The organism is Gardnerella sp. DNF01204, from assembly GCF_049244145.1.
GTDB lineage: Bacteria > Actinomycetota > Actinomycetes > Actinomycetales > Bifidobacteriaceae > Bifidobacterium > Bifidobacterium vaginale.
Window position 1 is genome coordinate 935,756 of the sequence record NZ_CP058379.1, and the last position, 21,897, is coordinate 957,652.

Sequence of the window (21,897 nt, forward strand, 5' to 3'; positions counted from 1 at the left end):
TGAACGTGCTGACAAGGTTGGATAAACCTTCAAACAATGTTGGTTTTCGCCTACAGCCATAGATGCAACAAGAGAGGCACGTCAATGGAAAAACTTGACAAGTTGTATGAGGGCAAAGCAAAGAAATTGTATGCCACTGATAACAATAATGTGTTGTGGGTGGAATACATGAATCAGGCAACAGCTGGCAACGGTCTTAAAAAAGCTCAAATTGCTGGCAAAGGCAGCTTAAACAATCAAATAACTTCTTTACTATTCCATCTTCTTGAGGCGCGTGGCGTGAAAAGCCACTTCCTAGGGCGCATTTCTAGCACTGAGCAACTTGTAAAACGCATGAAAATGTTCCCATTAGAAATAATAATGCGAAATACTGCTGCTGGTTCTTTTGCAAAACGTTATGCTGTAAAAGAAGGCACTCCTTTAAAGAAACCATTATTGGAATTCTGCGTTAAATCCGACGAACTTGGCGATCCATTTATTAATCCTGAAGGCGTTGTAGCTCTTGGATTAGCAACCGATGAAGAGCTGGCAGAAATTACTCGCCAAGCTCATGCTGTTAATAATGCATTGCTTGATGTTTTCTCTAAGATTGACGTACAGCTTGTTGACTTCAAGATTGAAGAAGGCGTTGACTCTAAGGGAAACATTCTGCTTGCTGACGAAATAACGCCAGATACTTGCAGACTTTGGGATAAGCGCAATACGAATAATTCTGAAGTAAGCCACTTAGATAAAGATTTATTCAGACGAGATTTAGGAGATATAATTCCAGCCTACGAGGAGATATTCTCAAGGCTTAAATCTCTTGCTCAAAGCGAAGGCGTAAACTTCGACGAAATAAATCCAAATAATTATGTTGAAGAATGATTTTTAATGTGGCTCGCATCTTTCGAGGTGCGAGCCACGCGCGTTCTTAAAGCAAAACTAAACAAAATTGAAAAAGAAAACTGAAAAAACAAAACAACCAAAATAGCCAAAACGTACAATTACAAGGCAGGTTTACCGTGGTATTTCGCGTTTATGTTGAAAAGCAATCTGGTTTCGATGTTAAGGCACAGCATCTTAATCACGAGCTTAAAGAAATTCTAGGAATAGATTCTTTAAAATCAACGCGCATAATAAACAGGTATGATGTTGAAGGAATATCAGAAGATCTATTCAACACTGCTATCAAAACAGTTTTTAGCGAACCACCAGTCGATAACACCTATGATTATCTGCCCATAAGCACAAGCGAACATGTTTTTGCTATGGAATTTCTTCCAGGACAATTTGATCAGCGAGCAGAATCTGCAAGTGAATGCATACAGCTTATAAGCCAAGGAGAGCGACCAAGGGTAAGAACCGCGCAAATCTTGGCTTTTAAAGGTGATTTGTCTAAAAAAGATTTGGACGCAATTAAACACTACATAATTAATCCAGTTGAAGCGCGCGAAGCATCTTTAGATAAAGTCAATACTTTGCAAACAGAAACAGTTATTCCAGCAAATGTGGAAGTTATCAACGGATTCAACGATTTAGACGAACAAGGTTTAAAAAAGTTCATAGAAGATCGCGCGCTTGCAATGGACTTGGAAGACGCAAAATTCTGCCAGAACTATTTTAAAAACGAAAATCGCAATCCAACTATTACAGAAATCAAAGTAATAGACACATATTGGTCTGATCATTGCCGTCATACAACTTTTGGCACGCATCTTACAAACATAAAAATAGACGATGAGCAGGTACAAGCCGCATTTAATCGTTATCTTGAAATGCGAGAAGAACTTAATCGCACAAATAAGCCGATTTGCCTTATGGATATGGCAACTATTGGTGCAAAGTATTTGAAGCATAATGGGATTCTTAAGAATCTAGACGAATCCGAAGAAATCAACGCTTGTACAGTAAAAATCAAAGTTGACGTAAACGGGCACGATGAAGATTGGCTGTTTTTGTTTAAAAACGAAACACATAATCATCCTACAGAAATCGAGCCTTTTGGTGGTGCTGCAACATGCATTGGCGGATGCATTCGCGACCCTCTTTCGGGAAGATCTTACGTATATCAGGCAATGCGAGTAACTGGTGCTGCAGATCCTAGAACGCCAATAGCCCAAACTCTTGAAGGAAAATTGCCTCAAAGAAAAATCGTAACGTCGGCAGCTGCAGGCTACTCTTCTTACGGAAATCAAATTGGACTTGCAACAGGCGAAGTACACGAGATTTACCACCCGGGATATGTTGCAAAACGAATGGAAGTGGGTGCGGTTGTAGCCGCTACCCCAGCAGACCATGTTCGAAGAGAAACACCTGAGCCAGGAGACGTGATTATTCTTCTAGGTGGACGAACTGGAAGAGACGGAATTGGTGGAGCAACTGGTGCTTCTAAAGCTCAAGACACTGATAGCATTGAGGAATGCGGAGCAGAAGTTCAAAAAGGAAATGCTCCTATTGAACGCAAGTTACAACGACTTTTCCGCCGCAAAGATGCATGCAGACTTATTAAGCGTTGCAACGATTTTGGTGCTGGAGGCGTAAGCGTTGCAACGGGTGAAATTGCAGATGGCTTGATTATTGATTTAGATAAAGTGTCTAAAAAATATGAAGGTCTTGATGGCACAGAGCTTGCGATTTCTGAATCTCAAGAGCGAATGGCTGTTGATGTTGCTGCAAGCGATGCCGACGAATTTTTGTCCTATGCACGTCAAGAAAATTTAGAAGCGCAAATTGTAGCCATAGTCACAGAAGAAGCACGAATGAAAATGACTTGGCGAGGAAAAACAATTGTGGATCTAAGCCGTGAATTCCTAGCTTCTAATGGCGCTCCAAAAGAGCAAAATATTCACGTTGAAAGTGGCGAAAACTATACTTCAAAATGGCAAGATATAAGTGGCGAATACGCTAATAAATCTTTTGGCGAGCGCATGAAAAATCTTGTTTCCAACATAAATATTTGCTCAAACAAAGGTCTTAGTGAAATGTTCGACTCCACTATTGGAGCTGCAACAGTTCTTATGCCTTTTGGAGGCAGACGTCAGCTTACTCCTGCACAAGCAATGGTTGCAAAATTGCCAGTTTTTGGAGAAACGAACACCGCTTCTGCAATGTCATGGGGCTTTAACCCATATATTATGGAAAAGAATCAATTTACTGGAGCTTATTTAGCTGTTGTTGAATCTTTGGCAAAGCTCACAGCCAGCGGTTTTACTATAGAAAATGCTTATTTAAGTTTGCAAGAATATTTTGGAAAGCCTCATAATGTTCCAGAACGTTGGGGAAAACCAATGGCAGCTATTCTTGGAGCTTTAAGCGCACAAATTGACTTTGGTGTAGGCGCTATTGGCGGCAAAGATTCTATGAGCGGAAGCTTTGAAAATCTTGATGTTCCACCAACACTTATTTCTTTTGCTGTTTCTACAGGAGACGCGAGAAACGTTGTTTCGCCAGAATTCAAAAAAGCCAATAGTAGAATTTTAAGAATATTGCCTAAATATAAGGAAGATGGAATCACGCCTAAATCTCAAAGCTTCTTAGAGGCGATTAGGATTGTGGAAAATCTTACCTCAAATAAACATGCGCTTTCCGTTAGCACTCCTGGATTTGGTGCTAGTGCGGAAATCTTATTTAAGATGACTTTGGGAAATCATATTGGGTTAAAGCTTAATAATGCGATTAGCAAGAATGATTTGTTTAAGCCAGCATATGGGTCGTTCTATGTGGAACTTAAAGATGATTCTGAACTTACGTATGCAGATTCAGATCTTGTAAGCGTAGATGTAGTAGGCGAAACTTGTAATGAGTTCGAGTTTTGCGTAGAAAACGAGAAACTTAATTTAGCTAGTTTGCAAGAAGATTGGGAAAATACTTTAGAAGATATATTCCCGTATCGAGAGAAGGGAGACTCAGTTCCTGCTATAAACTCTAGTGAACTGAAGTATTCTCATAACCACATGCGTTCTCATAGAAAAACTCCGATTAGTCACCCACGCGTAATCATTCCAGTTTTCCCTGGAAACAATTGCGAATACGACACTCAAGCAGCGTTTGAAAAAGCTGGAGCAGAATGCAAAACGCTTATAATCAATAATTTAAGCGCTGATGATATTGCTCAATCTGCAAAAGATCTTGTTGATGAGATTAATAAAAGCCAAATTGTTATGATTCCAGGCGGATTCTCTGGAGGTGATGAACCAGACGGTTCAGCCAAGTTCATAGCATCTTTCTTTAGGAATCCTGCTGTTAGTGACGCTGTTCGCGATTTGCTCAATAATCGCGATGGCTTAATGCTTGGTATTTGCAATGGTTTCCAAGCTCTTATTAAACTAGGTCTTGTCCCGTTTGGAGATATTGTTCCAATGGATTCAGAATGCCCGACTTTAACGTTTAACACTATTGGAAGGCATCAAAGCAAGATTGTTAGAACTCGCGTTGCTTCTAATCTTTCTCCATGGCTTTCAAATTGCAAAGTTGGCGATGTTCATAGTGTTGCAATATCTCATGGAGAAGGTCGATTCGTAGCCCAGCCAGAAGTTATGGATACTCTTATACAAAACGGCCAAATCGCAACACAATACGTTGACAGCAATGGCGTTCCAAGCATGAATCTTAAAGTGAATCCGAACGGTTCACTTATGGCTGTAGAAGGAATCACTAGCCCAGATGGCAGAGTGTTTGGAAAAATGGGACATTGCGAACGCAGCGGAAACGGTTTGTACGTGAATATTCCAGATTTTAGAACACAAAACATTTTTAGCGCTGGAGTCGAATATTTCACTGCATAATGTGATTTTTGTAGCAAGTTTATAGGAAAATCTTGATTAAGAATCTAAAACAACAGGGGGTGTTTGATGTCTGCAGAGCTCGAAGACATTCATGAAGAGTGTGGCGTTTTTGGCGTTTGGGGTCATTCAGATGCTGCTAGATTAACATATTTTGGATTACATGCACTGCAACACCGAGGTCAAGAAGGCGCTGGAATCGTATCAAACGATAATGGTCATCTTAAAGGTTACAGAAACCTAGGTCTTTTAACTCAGGTTTTTGCAAACGAAGACATTATGAAGAAACTTACTGGAAACAGCGCAATTGGGCACGTTCGTTATGCTACTGCTGGTTCGGGAAGTGTTGAAAACATTCAGCCTTTTCTTTTTTGCTTCCATGATGGAGATGTTGCTTTAGGACATAATGGCAATCTTACTAATTGCACAACTCTTAGGAATAAACTTGAAGATGAGGGAGCAATCTTCCACTCGAATTCGGATACTGAAGTGTTAATGCATCTTATTAGAAGATCAAATAAAACTTCTTTTATGGATAAGCTTAAAGATGCTTTGCAAATAGTTCATGGTGGTTTTGCCTATTTGCTTCTAACTGAAAAGGAGCTTATTGGCGTAACAGACCCGAATGGTTTTAGACCTCTTTCTTTAGGAAGAATGAGCAATGGAGCTTATGTACTCGCATCCGAAACTTGCGCATTAGATATTGTTAGAGCAGAGTTTATTCGCGATATTGAGCCTGGCGAAATAATTGTTATTAATGACGATGGCTACACTATTGAGCAATATACAAAGCACGTACAACATGCAGTATGCTCAATGGAATTTATTTATTTCGCTCGCCCAGATTCTAATATTTACGGTATTAATGTTCATTCTGTGCGAAAGCGTATGGGTGCGCGTTTGGCTAAAGAATCTCCTGTTGACGCAGACATGGTTATTGGAGTACCTAATTCTTCACTTTCTGCTGCTGCAGGATACGCTGAAACAAGCGGAATTCCAAATGAAATGGGATTGATTAAAAACCAGTATGTTGCACGCACTTTTATTCAACCAACACAAGAATTACGCGAGCAAGGCGTTCGTATGAAACTTTCTGCTGTTCGTGGCGTAGTTGCAGGAAAACGCGTTATCGTTATTGACGATTCAATTGTTCGCGGAACTACCTCTAAGCGCATTGTGCAATTGCTACGAGAAGCTGGAGCTAAAGAGGTACATATGCGTATTTCTTCTCCTCCTCTTAAATATCCTTGCTTCTACGGTATTGATATTCAAACCACAAAGGAACTTATTGCAGCAAAACATTCAGTCGAAGAAATACGCGAGTATATTGATGCTGATTCCTTAGCATTTTTGTCTTTAGATGGATTAGTAGAGTCGATTGGATTAAAAAAGCCAGCGCCTTATGGCGGTTTGTGTGTTGCTTACTTTAATGGCGACTACCCTACTGCACTAGACGATTACGGCGAAGAATTCTTGGCTTCACTTACTCCTGAAGAACGCGAACATTTGCAAGAAGTGAGAAAGCACAGCAAATATTCACACGAAAATCTTATATAACTTAATATTTTAATTGTTTACCGCAATTTATAAATAAAATTTAAGAAAATACTTATAACATAGTTATGAAAGGAATCAATATGCCACACGCATATGAAGAGGCTGGCGTAAGCGTAGAAGCAGGATACGAAGTAGTACGTCGTATTAAATCGCATGTGAATCGCACGAAACGCCCAGGCGTTGTAGGTGGCATCGGCGGATTTGGCGGCTTATTTGATTTGGCATCTCTTGGTTACAAAGAGCCAGTGCTGATTTCTGGTACGGATGGCGTTGGAACCAAGCTTGTGATTGCAAAAATGATGAATAAGCATAACACTATTGGCATTGATTGCGTTGCAATGTGCGTAAACGATATTGCAGCTCAAGGTGCCGAGCCGCTTTTCTTCCTCGATTACATTGCGTGTGGGAAAAACAATCCTGAAATACTTGAGCAGGTAGTTTCAGGCGTTGCAGATGGTTGCGTGCAATCAGAAGCAGGTTTAATTGGCGGCGAAACTGCTGAAATGCCTGGAATGTATGACGAAGACGAGTACGATCTTGCAGGTTTTGCAGTAGGCGTTGCAGAACGTTCGAATATTGTTGACGGCTCTGCTATTTGCGAAGGCGACGTGCTTATAGGACTTCCTTCTTCAGGAGTTCATTCAAATGGATTCTCTCTTGTTCGCAAAGCTTTGTTTGAAGAAGCAGGTTTTAGCGTTGACACCAAGTTAGATGAGCTTGGCGGCAAAACGCTTGGCGAAGTTCTTCTTGAACCTACTCGAATCTACGTAAAAGCTTTGAAGCCACTTTTTGCTGAGCATCTTATTAAGGGAGTTGCTCATATTACAGGCGGCGGATTTATTGAAAATGTTCCTCGCATGTATGCAGATGATTTGGCTGCAAAAATTGATACCACTAGCTGGAGCGTTCCACCTATTTTTGGCGTTATTGAAAAAGCTGGAGAAGTTACTCACGCTGAAATGTTCAACGTTTTTAATATGGGAATTGGCATGGTTTTGTCAGTTGATGAAAGCAAAGCAAACGAGGCAATGCGTATACTAAACGAGCATGACGAAACCGCTTATATTATTGGCAAAATGGCTAAGCGCGAAAACGCTGCAGTTGAGTTGTTGTAAACCGCGAAAAACGCAAAACGCAAAACAGTAGACAGCAAAATCTTAAAGCAATAAAGGATTAAAAATGAAAGTTTTAGTAGTTGGTTCTGGCGCTCGCGAACACGCTATTGCACACGCGTTACTTAAAGGAGAAAGCGTTGAAGAAGTAACTGTTGCTCCTGGAAATCCTGGTATTGCAGCAGATGGAATTCAAACTGTAAACATAAGTCAATCAGATCATGACGCTCTTATTAAGTTCGTTAAAGACAATAACTACGATTTTGCGTTCATTGGTCCTGAAGTTCCGCTTATGAATGGCATTGTTGACGATTTTGAAGCGCATGGAATTGCCGCTTTTGGTCCAAACAAAGCCGCAGCTCAAATTGAAGGCTCTAAAGATTTCGCAAAAAAGCTTATGGCTCGTCACAACGTTCCAACTGCCTCCTACAAAACATTTGACGCTTTGGAGCCTGCACGCGCATACGTTCTTGAGCATGGTGCTCCAATTGTTATTAAAGCGGACGGTTTGGCTGCTGGAAAAGGCGTTACTGTTGCTATGGATGAGCAAACAGCAGTTGATGCTTTGGAAGATATTTTCGTCGATCATCGTTTTGGTCAAGCTGGAGCAAAAGTTGTTATTGAAGAATTTTTGCAAGGTCAAGAGTTTTCACTTATGAGTTTCGTAAGCGGAACTGATTTTTGGGTTATGCCAATTTCTCAAGACCACAAACGCGCTAACGACGGCGACACTGGTCCAAATACTGGCGGCATGGGAGCTTATAGTCCTGTTCCACAAATTAGCGACGAAACAGTTCAGCGTGCTATTGACGAGATTGTGCGCCCAACTGTTGAAGGACTAGCTAAAGAGGGCACGCCTTTTACCGGTGTACTTTATGCTGGATTAATTGATACAGCTTCAGGGCCTAAAGTTATTGAGTTTAATGCTCGTTTTGGAGACCCAGAAACCGAAGTTGTTCTTCCAAGACTTACTAGCGACTTTGGTGAAGCTATTTTTAACATTTTGCATGGCAAAGAACCAACATTTACTTGGATTAAAAATGGCGTAACTCTTGGAGTTGTATTAGCAAGCGAAGGCTACCCTGGCACTTTAGTTACTGGAACTCCTCTTCCTCAAATTCCTATTGACGAAGATCAAGGTCAGCACGTGTATTATGCAGGAGTAAAAAGCGATGAAGAAAGCGGAAAACTTCTTACTTCTTCAGGCAGAATAGCTCTTGTGCAAGTGCATGGAAACGATGTAAAAGACGCTCAAAACAACGTCTACAGCATATTAGATAAGCTTAATCTTCCTCACATGTTCTTTAGGCATGACATTGCGTCAAAAGCACTAGACCTGTAGAGGATTATCCGACTATCTGATTATCTTAAAAACCAAGAAAGTTTGTGTTTTTAAGATAATGCTTCCCAGCTGTAATGTCGTACTGAATCAAGCGATAATCATGCAATAATTGCTTAGTTTCTTTATTCATACTATTAGCAATCATTGGCTTACCATGATTATTCAGATAGATGGATTGTCCTTCTGGAATCCTATCCCAACCTTGAATCTTATTGACTACAGGAGGCTCCATAGCACTAACCTTATCGTGTAATCTAGTAAGGAAAGCTATATAGGGCGAAACCTTTGAATTAGTATGAGATGCTACTTGAGATATGAAGAAGTTTGGAGACGAATAAGTATTTTTATGAATATTTTTAATCTTATTTGTCTCAATAGCTTTTCTATTTGACCAAATAAAGTAGTCAGTTAAATGCAAATCTAGAGAATTATTTTGATCTGCACTAGCCGTACTGTATACGCCAGGAAGATGATCGCCGTAAAACACAACAGTAACAGGCTTGTCAATTGAATCAAGATTCTCTAAGAACTTTTGCGTAGCATGATCCGTGTAATTAACACCCTTAGCATATGTTTCAATTGATGATGTTTCCGATTGTCCTAAATTAGGTGAACTATCTTTTGCTTTTGCAACAAAATCATTATTCTTATACCAATTTCTATAAGGCATATGATTTTGCATTGTGACTACTTGCACAAACTGCGGCTTTTTACTAGCAGAAATTGACTCAAATGCGCTATCGTAAGCTGAAGAATCTGAAACATAAGGAGATTTATCCAACATTTTTTTATGAGAAATAATATTAGGACCTTCAAGAGCATAAAACTTACTAAAACCGAACTTCTTGTAGTTTATTGATCTAGAATACATGCTTGGCTCATATGGATGAAAAGCTACAGAATTTCCTTCACTACCCCAATATCTGTTGATTGTAGGAGTCCAAGAAGAATTTGGAACAAGCTGCTGATACGGGCTTGTAAGAGATGAATTGAAGTTCACCATGCTCAATCCCGTAAGAGACATATATTCGAGATTCGCTGTTCCCCCACCATAACCAGAAGAAAGCATTAAACCACTATCTGTTTTCTCTTTCAAAGAGCTTATAAATGGCATTGGATTCTTATTCAGTTGCAATCCTGGAACCCTCATTGGGTTTGAGAAAGATTCCGAAAGTACATAAACCACAGTATTGTCTGAAATTTTGCTTTTGCGAGAAACATTGATTTTCTTAGCTTCAGTATCATATTTTTTTAGAAGAGCTTTCATAGTGGATTCATTGTAATCCGCTGGTTTATCCATAACTTTTGGATTCACTTGTCTTAAGAAAGCAACTAAAACACCGTTTCTTTGCGAATCATAAACAGAATCCCACATCGCAGGAGCATCGCCCATAAACTTAGCAAAACCGTTAGCACTAGAACCAACTGTTCCAACCCCAGAAACATACCATCCAAGACCCAAAAAACACACTAAGCATGTAACAACTCTAATTACAATAGAAATGCGAAAATCCTTAGTAAACACGATTTTTCCGCGATTTACATCTACAAAATGCATAAAAATAGCAGCAATAACAGCTACAAGTACAGCAATAATGGAGCAGACAATCACAGCTATAGCATTATCTGGCAGAAAAGATGCGATATTCCCCGTATTACTCTTTAAAAAGTTCAAGTCCGCTGGAAGAATTGTCTCGTATCTAACATTAACCTTCATATACTCGATTACAGAAATTATTACAGATAATGTAATCAGAATAAGTGTAGTAATCCAAAAACGATTTATTACCATCAACAGAATTCCGTAAATTAGAGCAACTATAAGCAGATTCAAAACGAATACAAAATTTAAGCTAATCCACATTTTTGAAATTATGTTCCATGCGCTTGCCGAAAGCGAGGAGGTCATTTCCACTCGTCCAGACCTTTGAACAGAAAGCTGCACAATCATAACCATTATTGCATCAAATACAACGAACAGAACCGCATACAACCATCGCGGAATCGCAAGCTTAAAACGCTTAAAAATAGTAAGAAAATTGCTTAATGGCAATTTCACACCCTTCTAATTACATGACTAATACATAACTCATTTACGCATCTATGTTACAAATACATTTTAATTATCGCCATCGTCATAAATAAACATAACTTGTAGTAAACAATTGTGTATATTCATACTTTTGACGTATTGCAATAAACTCTGTATCTTTTATCATTATAATTGATGACATAATATAGAAAATTTTAAGGATTACGAATTATATTATCAACGGCTGTATTTTTTGATAGCTCTAATCTAGTGAGGTTTTAAGGAACAGTAAGAATGAAGTTTATTGCCACAATTAACCTAATGCACGGCATACTACCTATAAGTATATTCACAATATCTGGATTATGCTTAGCTGTCCTTTTAATAACAAAATCTAAAAAAATAAAGTATCTTCCATCTCTTTTAACACAATTAGGTTCTGCATCATTATTCGCACTTATATTTGGATTTATAACTTGGCTTATTTCAGACGTTTTTCTTGTATTCGGAGTAAGCCTAGGATGGCTTGTGATTTTTTCTATTGCAGGAGGATTTGCGGCTGTAGGATTTGCTTTAAGCGCGGCTATAATATCTAAAGGATATAGAAGAGCTTTTGCAATATTTTCAATTATTTTGTTTATTTTAGCCACAATGATTCGCGTAAACATGATTTATGGCGAATACACAACTATTGGATCAGTATTCGGATTAGGTAATTATCCGAAGCTTGAAGAGCATAATAAACATAATGGGGTTATGGAAATCGCTGATTGGAATTCACTTGCAGCACAAAACAAGCTCCCCAAAATACCATCCAAAGGAATAAGTAGATCCGTTAAAATTCCCGCAACAACATCTAACTTCCGTGCCCGCACCGCAAACGTCTACTTACCACCAGCAGCTTTAACAAAATACGCTCCAAAACTACCTGTAATGGTTCTTCTTTCTGGTCAACCAGGAAGCCCTAATAGGCTATTTGCTGCGAGCGAAATTGTAAACACCTTAGACGCTTATGCTAAGGATCATAATGGTTTAGCTCCGATTGTTGTGTCACCAGATCAAAACGGTACTGCAACACACAATTCTCTTTGCGCGGATACAAAGGTTTATGGAAAAGCACAAACTTATTTGACAAAAGATGTTGTTAATTGGATTCATAAAAATCTACCAGCCAGCAACAATCCAGCACTTTGGCTAATGGGAGGATTTTCTCAAGGAGGAACTTGCGCAACTCAGATTGTGCCAGCTTATCCTAAACTATTTGGAAACATGTATTCTGCAGGCGGAGAACTAGAGCCAACATACAAGAATCGCGATGAAACAATAAAACGTTATTTTGATGGAGATCGCAAAAAATACGAAAAGCATATTCCAGCAAACATAATGAGAAAAAATGCTCCTTTAAAACAAAATTATTACTCTATAGCTGGAGCTTGGGATCCTAAATCGCAAGTAAATCAGTCTAATATTGCTATAGCGGCTCATAAGTCTGGAATAAGCGTTATAACCATGATTTCTAAAGGATCTGGACACGATTGGCATACCGTTCAAAATGGGTTAAAAGTTGTAATCGACCATCTTTGTAAAGATTCTGGAATAACAAGCAATTATCCAGATTTAAACTCTTATAATAATATTCAAGTGGTTATCAATCAGAAGGTGAGGCGATAAATCATGCCAAACTTTTTATCAAAAAATCACGAGTCTACAGCAAAACATCATTTAAGCGTTCTTACCAACGATGTGCGCATGTGGCTATCGCAGCGCGTGCTAGCAGCGAAAATAACTCTAGTTTTCTTGGTTATTAACCTTATTCACTGGGTTTTCAGTACCGTAATGCACATCTATACTTATGGCACCAATGCAACTCTTTCGCAATTCTTCTCGTATCATAAACCGAAAATAAGCTCTACTTTTTTGTTTGGGCATAGAAATATTACACAGCTTCTGATTAAACTATTCCACTCGCTATTTTTTGTAAATAGTTTCCCATCTCTAATAGTAAATGCAATACTTTCACTTGTTTTGATAGGGTTAGCCGAAACACGTATCGGTAAAATGCGTTTGCTTTTTGTTTCTGTAACAAGCACTCTTATTGGAACAATACTCGGTCTTACTTTAATCGGTAATCTTTCAATGATTATTAGAAACATGCGTTGGATTACTAGAATACCAATTAGACTTTCTCCTTTTACACTTTTTGTTGGAGCTTTTATGGCTGCAGCAACATGCGAATCGATATTGTGGCGTAGACGAATGTTTGTTTTAGGATACGCAATCACGTCTGCGATGCTTCTTTATAGTGGAAATCCTGGGGATTATTGCACAATTTTTGCAGCAATTTGTGGCCATATTATTGGCAATCTGATGAACAAAAATAGCAATGCTAATACAAATACTGTAAAAAGCGCGAACTGGTGGGAAGGAACAGACTACGAGATTAGACGTCTATTTTCCATAACTCAACTTGTTATGGCTTTAGGACCAGTTCTTGCACTATCTTCTAGATCTCACGCTGGAATACTAACTACATTAGGTTTATTCATGTCTCCGCAAATGGGTACGAAACCGTGGCTAGCAAGATGTATATCAAACTATAGTTCAAGCAGTTGCCTGCTTCATTCAGGATTACAACACGCAACAATAGGAGGTCTTTGGATTCGTATTCTTTTGCCTATTGTCACTTTAATGATTATATCTTGGGGACTTTTACGCGGAAGAAGACTTGCAGCTTATGCTGCTATAACAATCAACGGAATTACAGCAGTATATGCAACCATGTATTTTGCCATTTTGCCTTTGATTGCAACTAAACAAACCATGATTTTCCACAAGAATAATGCTACTTCTATAGCCTTTATGCTTACAGCTTTGCCTCCTTTATTAATCGCAATCCTACTGTTTATAAGCATAAAGCATTTTCCAAATCATAGTGATAAGCTTGAGCGCAGAGTTGGATTAGCTGCAATTGTTTTTGCACTATTTTCTACTGGAATAGGATTTTGGATTAAGGTCCAATGCCATGCTTACACCTATAACTCCTTTGTCTTCAGCAATAACTCAAGGTGTTGGAGTTCTATTCTGGCTTGTTCTTTTTGCTGTTTGCATGGTGTGGTTTAGAAACAAAATAACAATTAATGAAGAAGACCGCAAAAAAGCAAGCAAGTTAGTTCAACTTGGTGGAGACACCATGAGTTTTATGACAACATGGCATGATAACCACTATTGGTTCTCCGCCACTGAACATTCTGCAATAGCATACAGACTAAAATATGGAGTTGCTTTAACTCTAACTGGTCCTTTTGGAGATAAAACAGAATATAAACAAGATTTGAAAGCGTTTATTCAACTTTGCGAACAAAATTCATGGTCTCCAGCATTCTACGCTGTTCACGATGAAGAACGAAAAGCCTTGGAATCTATTGGTTTTTCTTCTATAAAAGTTGGAAGCGATATGCTAGTCTACCCTAAAGAGTGGCAAACTAGGGGTAAAAAGTGGCAGGATATTCGCACTGCCATAAACAAGGCAAAACGTGATGGAATAACAGATGTTCTTAGCACTTACAACGATGCTCCTTGGGAAGTTCAGCAACAAATTATTGAGATTTCGGAAGAATGGGCGGAACTTAAAGCTCTTCCAGAAATGAAGTTTACTCTTGGCGGTTTGGAAGAATTGCATGATCCTAGAGTAAAGATTTTGTATGCGATTGACGAGAATAATCGCGTTCTTGGGGTTACAAGTTGGATGCCGACTTATGACAATAATCGCATAATCGGGTGGACTCTTGATTTTATGAGACATCGCACGAATAGCCCTAATGGAATTATGGAGTTGCTTATTGCTAGAATGGCGGAACGGTTAAGAGACGAAGGTCTTGAAAATCCAGAATCTGCTGTGGAGTTTATGAGTCTTTCTGCAGCTCCTCTTGCTGGAATAACAGATATTTGTGAAAATTCTACATTAAGCAATGAGGATTCTAGTAAAGATACCCAGGCAAGCCAAAAGCCTACAATTCATGGAGATTCTCAATCTTCAAATCATCATGAATCAAATGATATTATTGTTCATACGCTTGAAATGATGTCCGATATTTTGGAGCCAGCATACGGATTTAAGTCGCTTTATTTCTTTAAAAAGAAGTTCCAGCCTACTAATAGACCTGTATACATATGCTATTTGGATTCTGCAAAACTAGCACAAATATCGTTAGCTGTTACAAGCTCTTATTTGCCAGAGACTAATCCTAAGCAGATTTTAGAAATGCTAAAAACGCTTAAAAAATAGTTCATAGTAATATAGAAAAAATCAGCCTAAATTCTAAATCTAGGCTGATTTTTAACTGTAATTAATTAGATTGATTAATGAGTTTGCAATCAATCTACACTCTGATTACAGTCTGGGCATAATCCAAACACTTCCAAAGTGTGATCTATAACCGTATACCCATGAGATTCGGCGATCTTGTGAATCCAACCCTCATCATCAGGAGGCTCTATATCCACGGTTTTACCACACTTTTCACACACAAGATGGTGATGATGAGTATTCTCATCGCAAATGCGAAATAGTTGCTGTCCATTAAAACGAACAGTATCAACATCGCCACTTTGTGCAAGCATATTAAGCTGACGATACACTGTGGCTAAACCAATGATTTCACCATCTTCCACAAGCAGGCGATGCAGATTCTGTGCAGAAACAAAATTACGCGAAGCTCTTAAATGTTCAAGAACAGTTTCTTTTTGCTTAGTGTTTCTGCGTACTGGCTCACCAACCATTATTTAACCTTTTACCTTTCAAACTATTAAAAGATCTAATACTAGTCCAACAAACTATAACTATTTAAATTTTAAGACTAATACTAAATCTTTTAATCAAGCTCGTCATCCCAACAGCCAGTAGCATCTAATTCTGCAGCTTCTTTAACTGGGTCATCACACAAAACAGTAATATGACCCATTTTGCGATTTTTACGAACCTCAGCCTTTCCATAGTCATGAACATGCCATTCTGGATGCTCTAATATAAGAGAACGAGTAGGAGCAACATGTTGACCAAGAACATTAACCATCACTGCAGGAGAAAGCAGCTTAGGCTTTTTTAAAGGCCATCCAACAATACCGCGAATATGTGCTTCAAACTGATCCATATCGCAAGCTTCAATCGTGTAATGCCCAGAATTGTGAGGGCGAGGAGCAAGCTCGTTTACTACTACACGATTATCTTTAGTAATAAATAACTCAATGCCAAGCGTTCCAGCAAGCTCAAAACCTTTAGCCAGTTGAAGCGCTAAATCGTGTGCGGTCTCTCCTACAACAGGATCCACAACTGCAGGTGCGAGAGTCATATGAAGAATGCTATTGTGATGAACGTTTTTTACAAGAGGATAAGTCACAAAATCATTACCATTGCCGGAAACAAGAATTGAAGCTTCAAAAGCAAAATCTACAAAGCCTTCAAGAATAGACGGAGGGAATTTTCCTCCCCTATCGGAACGGTGATGAATATTAGCAACATCTTCTTCAGTGCGAAGAACATCCTGACCATGACCATCATAGCCACCACGACGAGTCTTAAGAATAGCAGGCAAACCAATTTCTTCGATTGCTGCGTCTAAATCGTCAAGATTATTGACTTCACGCCATTTAGCTGTTTCAATGCCATGTTTATTAATAAACTCTTTTTCACAAACACGATCTTGTGTAACACGCAATAAATCTGTGCCCTGAGGAATAGCTGTTAAATGACGAACCTTATCTAACGCATCTGCGTTAACATTTTCAAACTCGTATGTAAGAACATCACAACGTTCAGCAAGCTCGCGCAAGCCTTCAGGATCATCATAATTTGCCTCAACCTGCAAATCTGCAACCTGAAATACTGGGCAATCAAGCGTTGGATCTAAAACTCCTATGCGGAATCCCATATGTCTAGCTGCAATAGCCATCATGCGTCCCAATTGACCGCCGCCAATAATTCCAATAGTGGCTCCTGGCATCAAACGCTCTACAGCACCATTAGTGACTTCAGATAAGCTCGGCATTAGATTCCTCAACCTTCTCTTTTAATTCTTGACGGTAATCTTCAAGTTCGTCTGCAAGACGATTATCTGTTGTGCTCAACATGCTTACTGCAAGCAAACCAGCATTTGTAGCTCCCGAGTTGCCCACAGCTGTTGTAGCAACAGGAATACCACCAGGCATTTGCACTATAGAAAGCAAAGAATCCCAGCCCGAAAGAGCATGGGATTTTACAGGAACACCAACAACTGGAAGAGTTGTTTGAGCAGCAATCATACCTGGTAAGTGGGCCGCTCCACCAGCGCCAGCAATAATTACGCGAAAACCATTTTTTCTAGCACTGTGAGCAAAATCTGCCATAAGTTCTGGAGTGCGATGTGCAGAAATAACTTTTTTCATATACGGCACTCTGAATCTTTCTAGGATTTCGCAGGCATGACGCATGGTTTCCCAATCACTTGAAGACCCCATAACAACTGCCACAATAGGCTTAGAATCTGACACTTCAGCCACAACAACCTCCCCGTGTATGCACTGATACGCAACTTCTGCGCAAAGGTTACGCACAGGTTTTACTTTACGCAGAAGCACGGAAAAATCGTTGATAATTAGTCTTTTATATTATTTTTTTGTTAACTGTTTGTTTTTGAGAACATATTTTATGTCTGCAGCAGCCGCCACATCGCTCGAATGTGTTACAACAATCACGCATTTTCCGTGTTTATGAGCTGCGTCTTTTAAGATTGATATAACTTCTTGTGTTGTATTTGGATCCAAGCTACCTGTTGGCTCATCGGCAAGAATAACAGGAGCAGAAGATACAAGCGCTCGCGCAATAGCCACTCGCTGCTGCTGCCCGCCAGAAAGCTTTGTTATATTTCTAGTTGATTCGTCTTCACTAAGTCCCAGTTCTTTAAGAATCTTGGAATCAGCATTTGAATTAACAAGACGCAAGTTTTCTACAGGAGTCAAGTAGTCGATTAGATTGAAATTCTGAAAAACTAAAGACACATGATTCTTGCGATGATTAGAATATCCACCATTCTTGGAAATATCTTGTCCATCAAACAATACTGTTCCTTTTGTTGGAGTATCTAATCCCGCTAGAAGAGATAGCATAGTGGATTTTCCAGCTCCAGATTGACCTGTAATACTGTATATTTTCCCTGATTCAAAATCCGCATTAACGTTTCTAAGAACAGGAATATTAGTTGCACCATAAGAATAATCAACGTTGTTAAGTTTTAATAAAGTAGTCATAATAAAACTCCAATATTTTCTAAATTTAATATTTCATACTTAATATTTAATACTTGTAAATTTTTAATTTTCTATCAGAATCCGAATCTTATTCTTAATAAAATCCAGTTAAATCCAATCTTCTAATTGATTCATATTAATTATCTAAGAAAATCACCTCAGCTCATTGAATTCAATACAAAGCGAGGCTTTTTAAACATTATTGGCGCAAGAGCAATGCATAGAGATACAAACGCTATAGCAAATCCTATAAGAATAGCAAAAAATGTTTGTTTATTTGGAATCCAAGAAATGCTTAAGTCAGAAATTGTACTATTTGAGACATTAGCCAATAGCATTGATCCTACACTTGAAGATATTGCAGACCCAATTAGAATTGATGCAACTGAACAGAAGGCTGTTATTATAAAAACTTCTATAATCATTTGCAAAGCTATTACAGACTTGTTCATACCAATTGCCATTAGAACTCCAACTTCGTGAATCCTTCCTCGAACCCAAAAAACAAGAACTAAACCAAGCACTATAATTCCGACTAATGCAAGACACATTAAAATCATTGTTACTAGTTGCTTAACTGTTTTTACAGATTGAAGAACAGAGGCAAATCTTTGCGCATTGTTTTCTACAGAAAGCATGCCATCGCCATCGTTTTTAGCGATTTTATTAGCTTCTTCTAAAGCTTTAGTTAGATTATTTGAATTTTGCATAACACACTTTATAGAACTGCGATTTTTACTTCCAGACAGGTAAAGAGCGGATTCTAAATCAGTTATTACGCGATTTTCGGAAGAGTCTGACGGCAACGCACCTTTTGTTTGCATCTTGCCAGAAAAAATACCAACAACCTTAAGATTAATGCTTTTGCTGCCTTGTTTTAGCTTTAAAACAGAGCCGAGTTTAAGATTATTTTGCTTAGCAAAAGACTTGTGAATTATTGCAGATTTTGCGCGCTTAAAGTCGCCAGGTGCCGAAGAATGAATATGATTACCTTCCTCAAGCTTATATAATCCTTCTTGAAATCCTTGTGATAACTGTGATCTAGTTGTTCCCGTTATTGAAACAAGCGAAAACATCTCATCATTGTCTAAACGCGGACCATGTATTGGCGCTACAATTTTAACGTTAACAGGATTTGCTAAAACATCTTTTTCTTCTGCAATAGTTTTTATTCCACTAATCTTTTTAAATTTTGCAATAAGATTTTCTGGAATTCCTTCGTTTTTTTGCAAATCTTGAGGAATATCTTGCTGCGATTGATTAGCGGAATCACTAGAAGAATCAGACTCTGGCAAAGTCTCTCCCTGCGTTTTTGCATAAACGCTAAAACCTAAGCCAATATTAGAAGCTATTTGATTCTCAAGATTTTTTACAGAAGCAATAACTCCACTCTGGCAAATAAGCGCACTAAGAACAACCGTAATAATCAAAGCTAAAATAGCACTGCGCCTTGGTTTTCTAACTATAGCTAGCCAAGCTCTTTTTATAATTTGAGTCATTTTACCACCTACTTTTGCAGCCAACTACTTTTGCATGCCAAGCAAATCTCTAGGAGACTTTCGCAAAATAGGAAGATAAGACAACGCAACTGCCACAACAATAACCATCAGAACAATTAATGACGATTGAATTAAACATTCTGTGTTAACTTGAACAGCAATCTTATCTAATGTTCTCGTTGCCATGCTCGATTCTAGATTTCCTCCAGCTTGACCCATCGAACTAAGCTGCTGCGCGGCAGAATTTTTTACTGAGCCTAATGCGCAATCACTAATCCAAGGAGATATTGCGCTCGCAAAACCGTAACCTATTGCAATAGCTGGAATAGCAAGTATCACAAGCTCAGAAATCTGCTGCAATACAAGTGACGCCTTTCCAACACCAATTGAAGTTAGAACACCAATTTCTCTTCTACGCTCATTAATCCAAAGAATAAGCACTAATCCTAAAGCAATTACAGCAAACGTGCTTACTGCAATAACTGTTATGTTCATCATGGATTTTACGCCTTTTGCTGCTCCAATCATGCCTTGTACGAATTGATCATCTCGAGTAATCTGATAGTTTTGCAAATCAATCGGCAGCTTAGACGCTTCTTCAATCACAGAATCTGCGTCCGCTCCTTTTTTAACCTTAAAACTTGCGTCCTGGTATATTTCTTTTCCAGGCTTATATTTGTAAAGCTCTCTGGTTGTTTTCAAATCTGTATACACAGTATTTGCAGTTAATTCCGCACGTGTTGCAACTGGGCGATTATTAGCTCCGCCATAAATTCCAACTATGCGTGTTTTTACTTGCTCCGTAGAATGGTTAAGATTATCGGCGTCAAACGGGTTTGCTTTAAGTGTTAACGAATCGCCTAATTTTAAGCCATTTAGTTTTGCTAAATCTTCGTGGATTAAGGAAGCATGCTCATCTGATTCTTGCAAAGCTCTTCCTTTAACCATGTGAATTGATTTTGTTTTGAACGCATTTAGACCCTTAGAGGAGTTTGTTCCCTCTAGGTTTACAGCGTTTCCGAATTGCTTTTCTCTACGAGCATCGTAGTCTTGAACACCTTTTATTCTAGCTGCTTTTGCACCAACTAAATCGGCAGTAACATTTTGACGCAAAACATACGAATCAACATTTTTTAGTGACGCTATTTTTTTAACATCACTTGGCTTAACAGTTCCTGCTCCCCTAGGAGTTCCAGGATTTACTTGCGGATTATTTGCTAAAACAAAACTAGATTCTGCCTGTTCTTCTACCTTTTTGCCTTCTTTTTCTGCAGCAATCGCAACTGCAGAAGATGCCAGCAGAAGCGTTGAAATTAATGCTAATATTACAAACACTATTGCTGATTTCACTCTTTTTCTCAAAACGTAGCGTATTGCGCGAGAAATAAATGTCATCGACTACCTTCCTCATTGAACACTTGTCATTATGAAATTGTCTGTTACAAAATAGGTACAATAAGTACAATCTCGTAGCTTATATGATTTACCCTTATAAAAAGCTAAGAAAGAACTGTTGATTTTCTTTAAATATCTTAGAAAATTTTATGAAAATTACTGATTTAATCTAAAAAATATGCGCAATATTGTTATAATCATTTTAAATATTTTTAGTTGTCGAATGATTATAGAAGAAAATTACGCAAACAAACTATAAGTTTTACTAATTAAAACTTACTAGTCAAAAAAATTTATTTTGCATGATTTAACTAGAATTTGCATGATCATTTTGCAAGATTTGCATAGATAAAAGCGTGTAAAACAAACAAGGCGCGCACATTGTATTACCAAAGCGCCCGCCTTAATTATTTTTATTTATAAACAAACCTAAATCGACCCAAATCTAACTAAAGCGCGGTACCGTGCTGATCGAGTCGCGGATTTTGCTTAGAGTTGCTAAAGCTAAAGAACAGCCCAAACACGCCCAAAGCAAACAACACTGCAACAGTTATAACAAGCACCATTGGCTGACTTGGCAGCCACATAATTACCAAGAACGCGAATGCAGAAAGCAAGAGAACAGCCCAAGAACACACGCCAATAACTTTGCGAACAGTATTCCAAGTATCATCTCCAGCCTTAGCTCGCTTAATATTACGAGTTAACTGTTCCTCTTGTTCTGTAACGCTAGAAGATGGCTTCCAACCGTCAACGCCGTTTTCTTGGAGCCTTCTTGAATGTTCTTGCAGATTGTATTCGTCAATCATTCCACCGCGACCGCGGCCATTCGTTTGATCGTATTGAGACGGGATTCCCCTACGACTCTGCCTGGCTTTTGCTCTACGCTCTTTGCGGTTTGCCATGATTGATTCCT

General features: G+C 38.6%; 14 protein-coding genes and 1 pseudogene. 7 read left to right on the forward strand and 8 right to left on the reverse strand.

Annotated features, from left to right (window positions below; genetic code table 11):
- Window positions 1-84: 84 nt before the first annotated feature.
- The 5 genes from purC to purD all read left to right on the forward strand — a co-directional run bounded on the left by purC (window position 85) and on the right by purD (window position 8,774).
- Entirely contained in the window at window positions 85-867 is a 783-nt protein-coding gene (purC, locus tag HXT46_RS03665; protein WP_004138186.1) for a phosphoribosylaminoimidazolesuccinocarboxamide synthase, read from the forward strand.
- Between the two features lie 137 nt (window positions 868-1,004).
- Entirely contained in the window at window positions 1,005-4,766 is a 3,762-nt protein-coding gene (locus tag HXT46_RS03670) for a phosphoribosylformylglycinamidine synthase (RefSeq protein ID WP_421785645.1), read from the forward strand.
- Window positions 4,767-4,832: 66 nt separating this feature from the next.
- Window positions 4,833-6,320: an amidophosphoribosyltransferase gene (gene purF / locus HXT46_RS03675; protein WP_004113604.1), complete on the forward strand. Its 1,488-nt coding sequence runs from the start codon at window positions 4,833-4,835 to the stop codon at window positions 6,318-6,320.
- 80 nt (window positions 6,321-6,400) lie between these two features.
- Entirely contained in the window at window positions 6,401-7,435 is a 1,035-nt protein-coding gene (purM, locus tag HXT46_RS03680; protein ID WP_004113603.1) for a phosphoribosylformylglycinamidine cyclo-ligase, read from the forward strand.
- Between the two features lie 64 nt (window positions 7,436-7,499).
- Window positions 7,500-8,774, forward strand: a complete 1,275-nt coding sequence (purD, locus tag HXT46_RS03685; protein ID WP_101887977.1) for a phosphoribosylamine--glycine ligase — start codon at window positions 7,500-7,502, stop codon at window positions 8,772-8,774.
- 25 nt (window positions 8,775-8,799) lie between these two features.
- On the opposite strand, the gene HXT46_RS03690 is transcribed toward purD, so the two are convergent.
- Window positions 8,800-10,833: an LTA synthase family protein gene (locus HXT46_RS03690; RefSeq protein WP_421785647.1), complete on the reverse strand. Its 2,034-nt coding sequence runs from the start codon at window positions 10,831-10,833 to the stop codon at window positions 8,800-8,802.
- Between the two features lie 267 nt (window positions 10,834-11,100).
- Between HXT46_RS03690 and HXT46_RS03695 the strand changes: the two genes are divergently transcribed.
- Together HXT46_RS03695 and HXT46_RS03700 are read left to right on the forward strand one after the other, a co-directional pair.
- Window positions 11,101-12,477: an alpha/beta hydrolase-fold protein gene (locus HXT46_RS03695; RefSeq protein ID WP_004138241.1), complete on the forward strand. Its 1,377-nt coding sequence runs from the start codon at window positions 11,101-11,103 to the stop codon at window positions 12,475-12,477.
- Between the two features lie 3 nt (window positions 12,478-12,480).
- Window positions 12,481-15,091: pseudogene (locus HXT46_RS03700) on the forward strand (bifunctional lysylphosphatidylglycerol flippase/synthetase MprF).
- A gap of 89 nt (window positions 15,092-15,180) precedes the next feature.
- Here the strand turns inward: HXT46_RS03700 and HXT46_RS03705 are convergent.
- The 7 genes from HXT46_RS03705 to HXT46_RS03735 form a co-directional block, all read right to left on the reverse strand.
- A complete protein-coding gene (locus HXT46_RS03705) occupies window positions 15,181-15,585 on the reverse strand; it encodes a Fur family transcriptional regulator (protein WP_004113597.1) in 405 nt (134 codons plus the stop codon).
- A 92-nt stretch (window positions 15,586-15,677) separates the two neighbouring features.
- On the reverse strand, window positions 15,678-16,850 hold the full coding sequence (gene purK, locus HXT46_RS03710; protein ID WP_004117757.1) for a 5-(carboxyamino)imidazole ribonucleotide synthase: 1,173 nt from the start codon (window positions 16,848-16,850) through the stop codon (window positions 15,678-15,680).
- On the reverse strand, window positions 16,834-17,298 hold the full coding sequence (gene purE, locus HXT46_RS03715) for a 5-(carboxyamino)imidazole ribonucleotide mutase (RefSeq protein ID WP_217430555.1): 465 nt from the start codon (window positions 17,296-17,298) through the stop codon (window positions 16,834-16,836). The genes purK and purE overlap by 17 nt, the downstream gene beginning before the upstream one ends.
- Window positions 17,299-17,448: 150 nt before the next feature.
- Window positions 17,449-18,087 (reverse strand): ABC transporter ATP-binding protein, encoded by a 639-nt coding sequence (locus HXT46_RS03720; protein WP_004117754.1) that lies wholly within the window; start codon window positions 18,085-18,087, stop codon window positions 17,449-17,451.
- Between the two features lie 158 nt (window positions 18,088-18,245).
- Entirely contained in the window at window positions 18,246-19,586 is a 1,341-nt protein-coding gene (locus HXT46_RS03725) for an ABC transporter permease (protein ID WP_174142855.1), read from the reverse strand.
- A 24-nt stretch (window positions 19,587-19,610) separates the two neighbouring features.
- A complete protein-coding gene (locus HXT46_RS03730) occupies window positions 19,611-20,981 on the reverse strand; it encodes an ABC transporter permease (RefSeq protein ID WP_421785651.1) in 1,371 nt (456 codons plus the stop codon).
- Window positions 20,982-21,430: 449 nt separating this feature from the next.
- Window positions 21,431-21,886: a tripartite tricarboxylate transporter TctB family protein gene (locus HXT46_RS03735; RefSeq protein WP_004117747.1), complete on the reverse strand. Its 456-nt coding sequence runs from the start codon at window positions 21,884-21,886 to the stop codon at window positions 21,431-21,433.
- Window positions 21,887-21,897 lie beyond the last annotated feature (11 nt).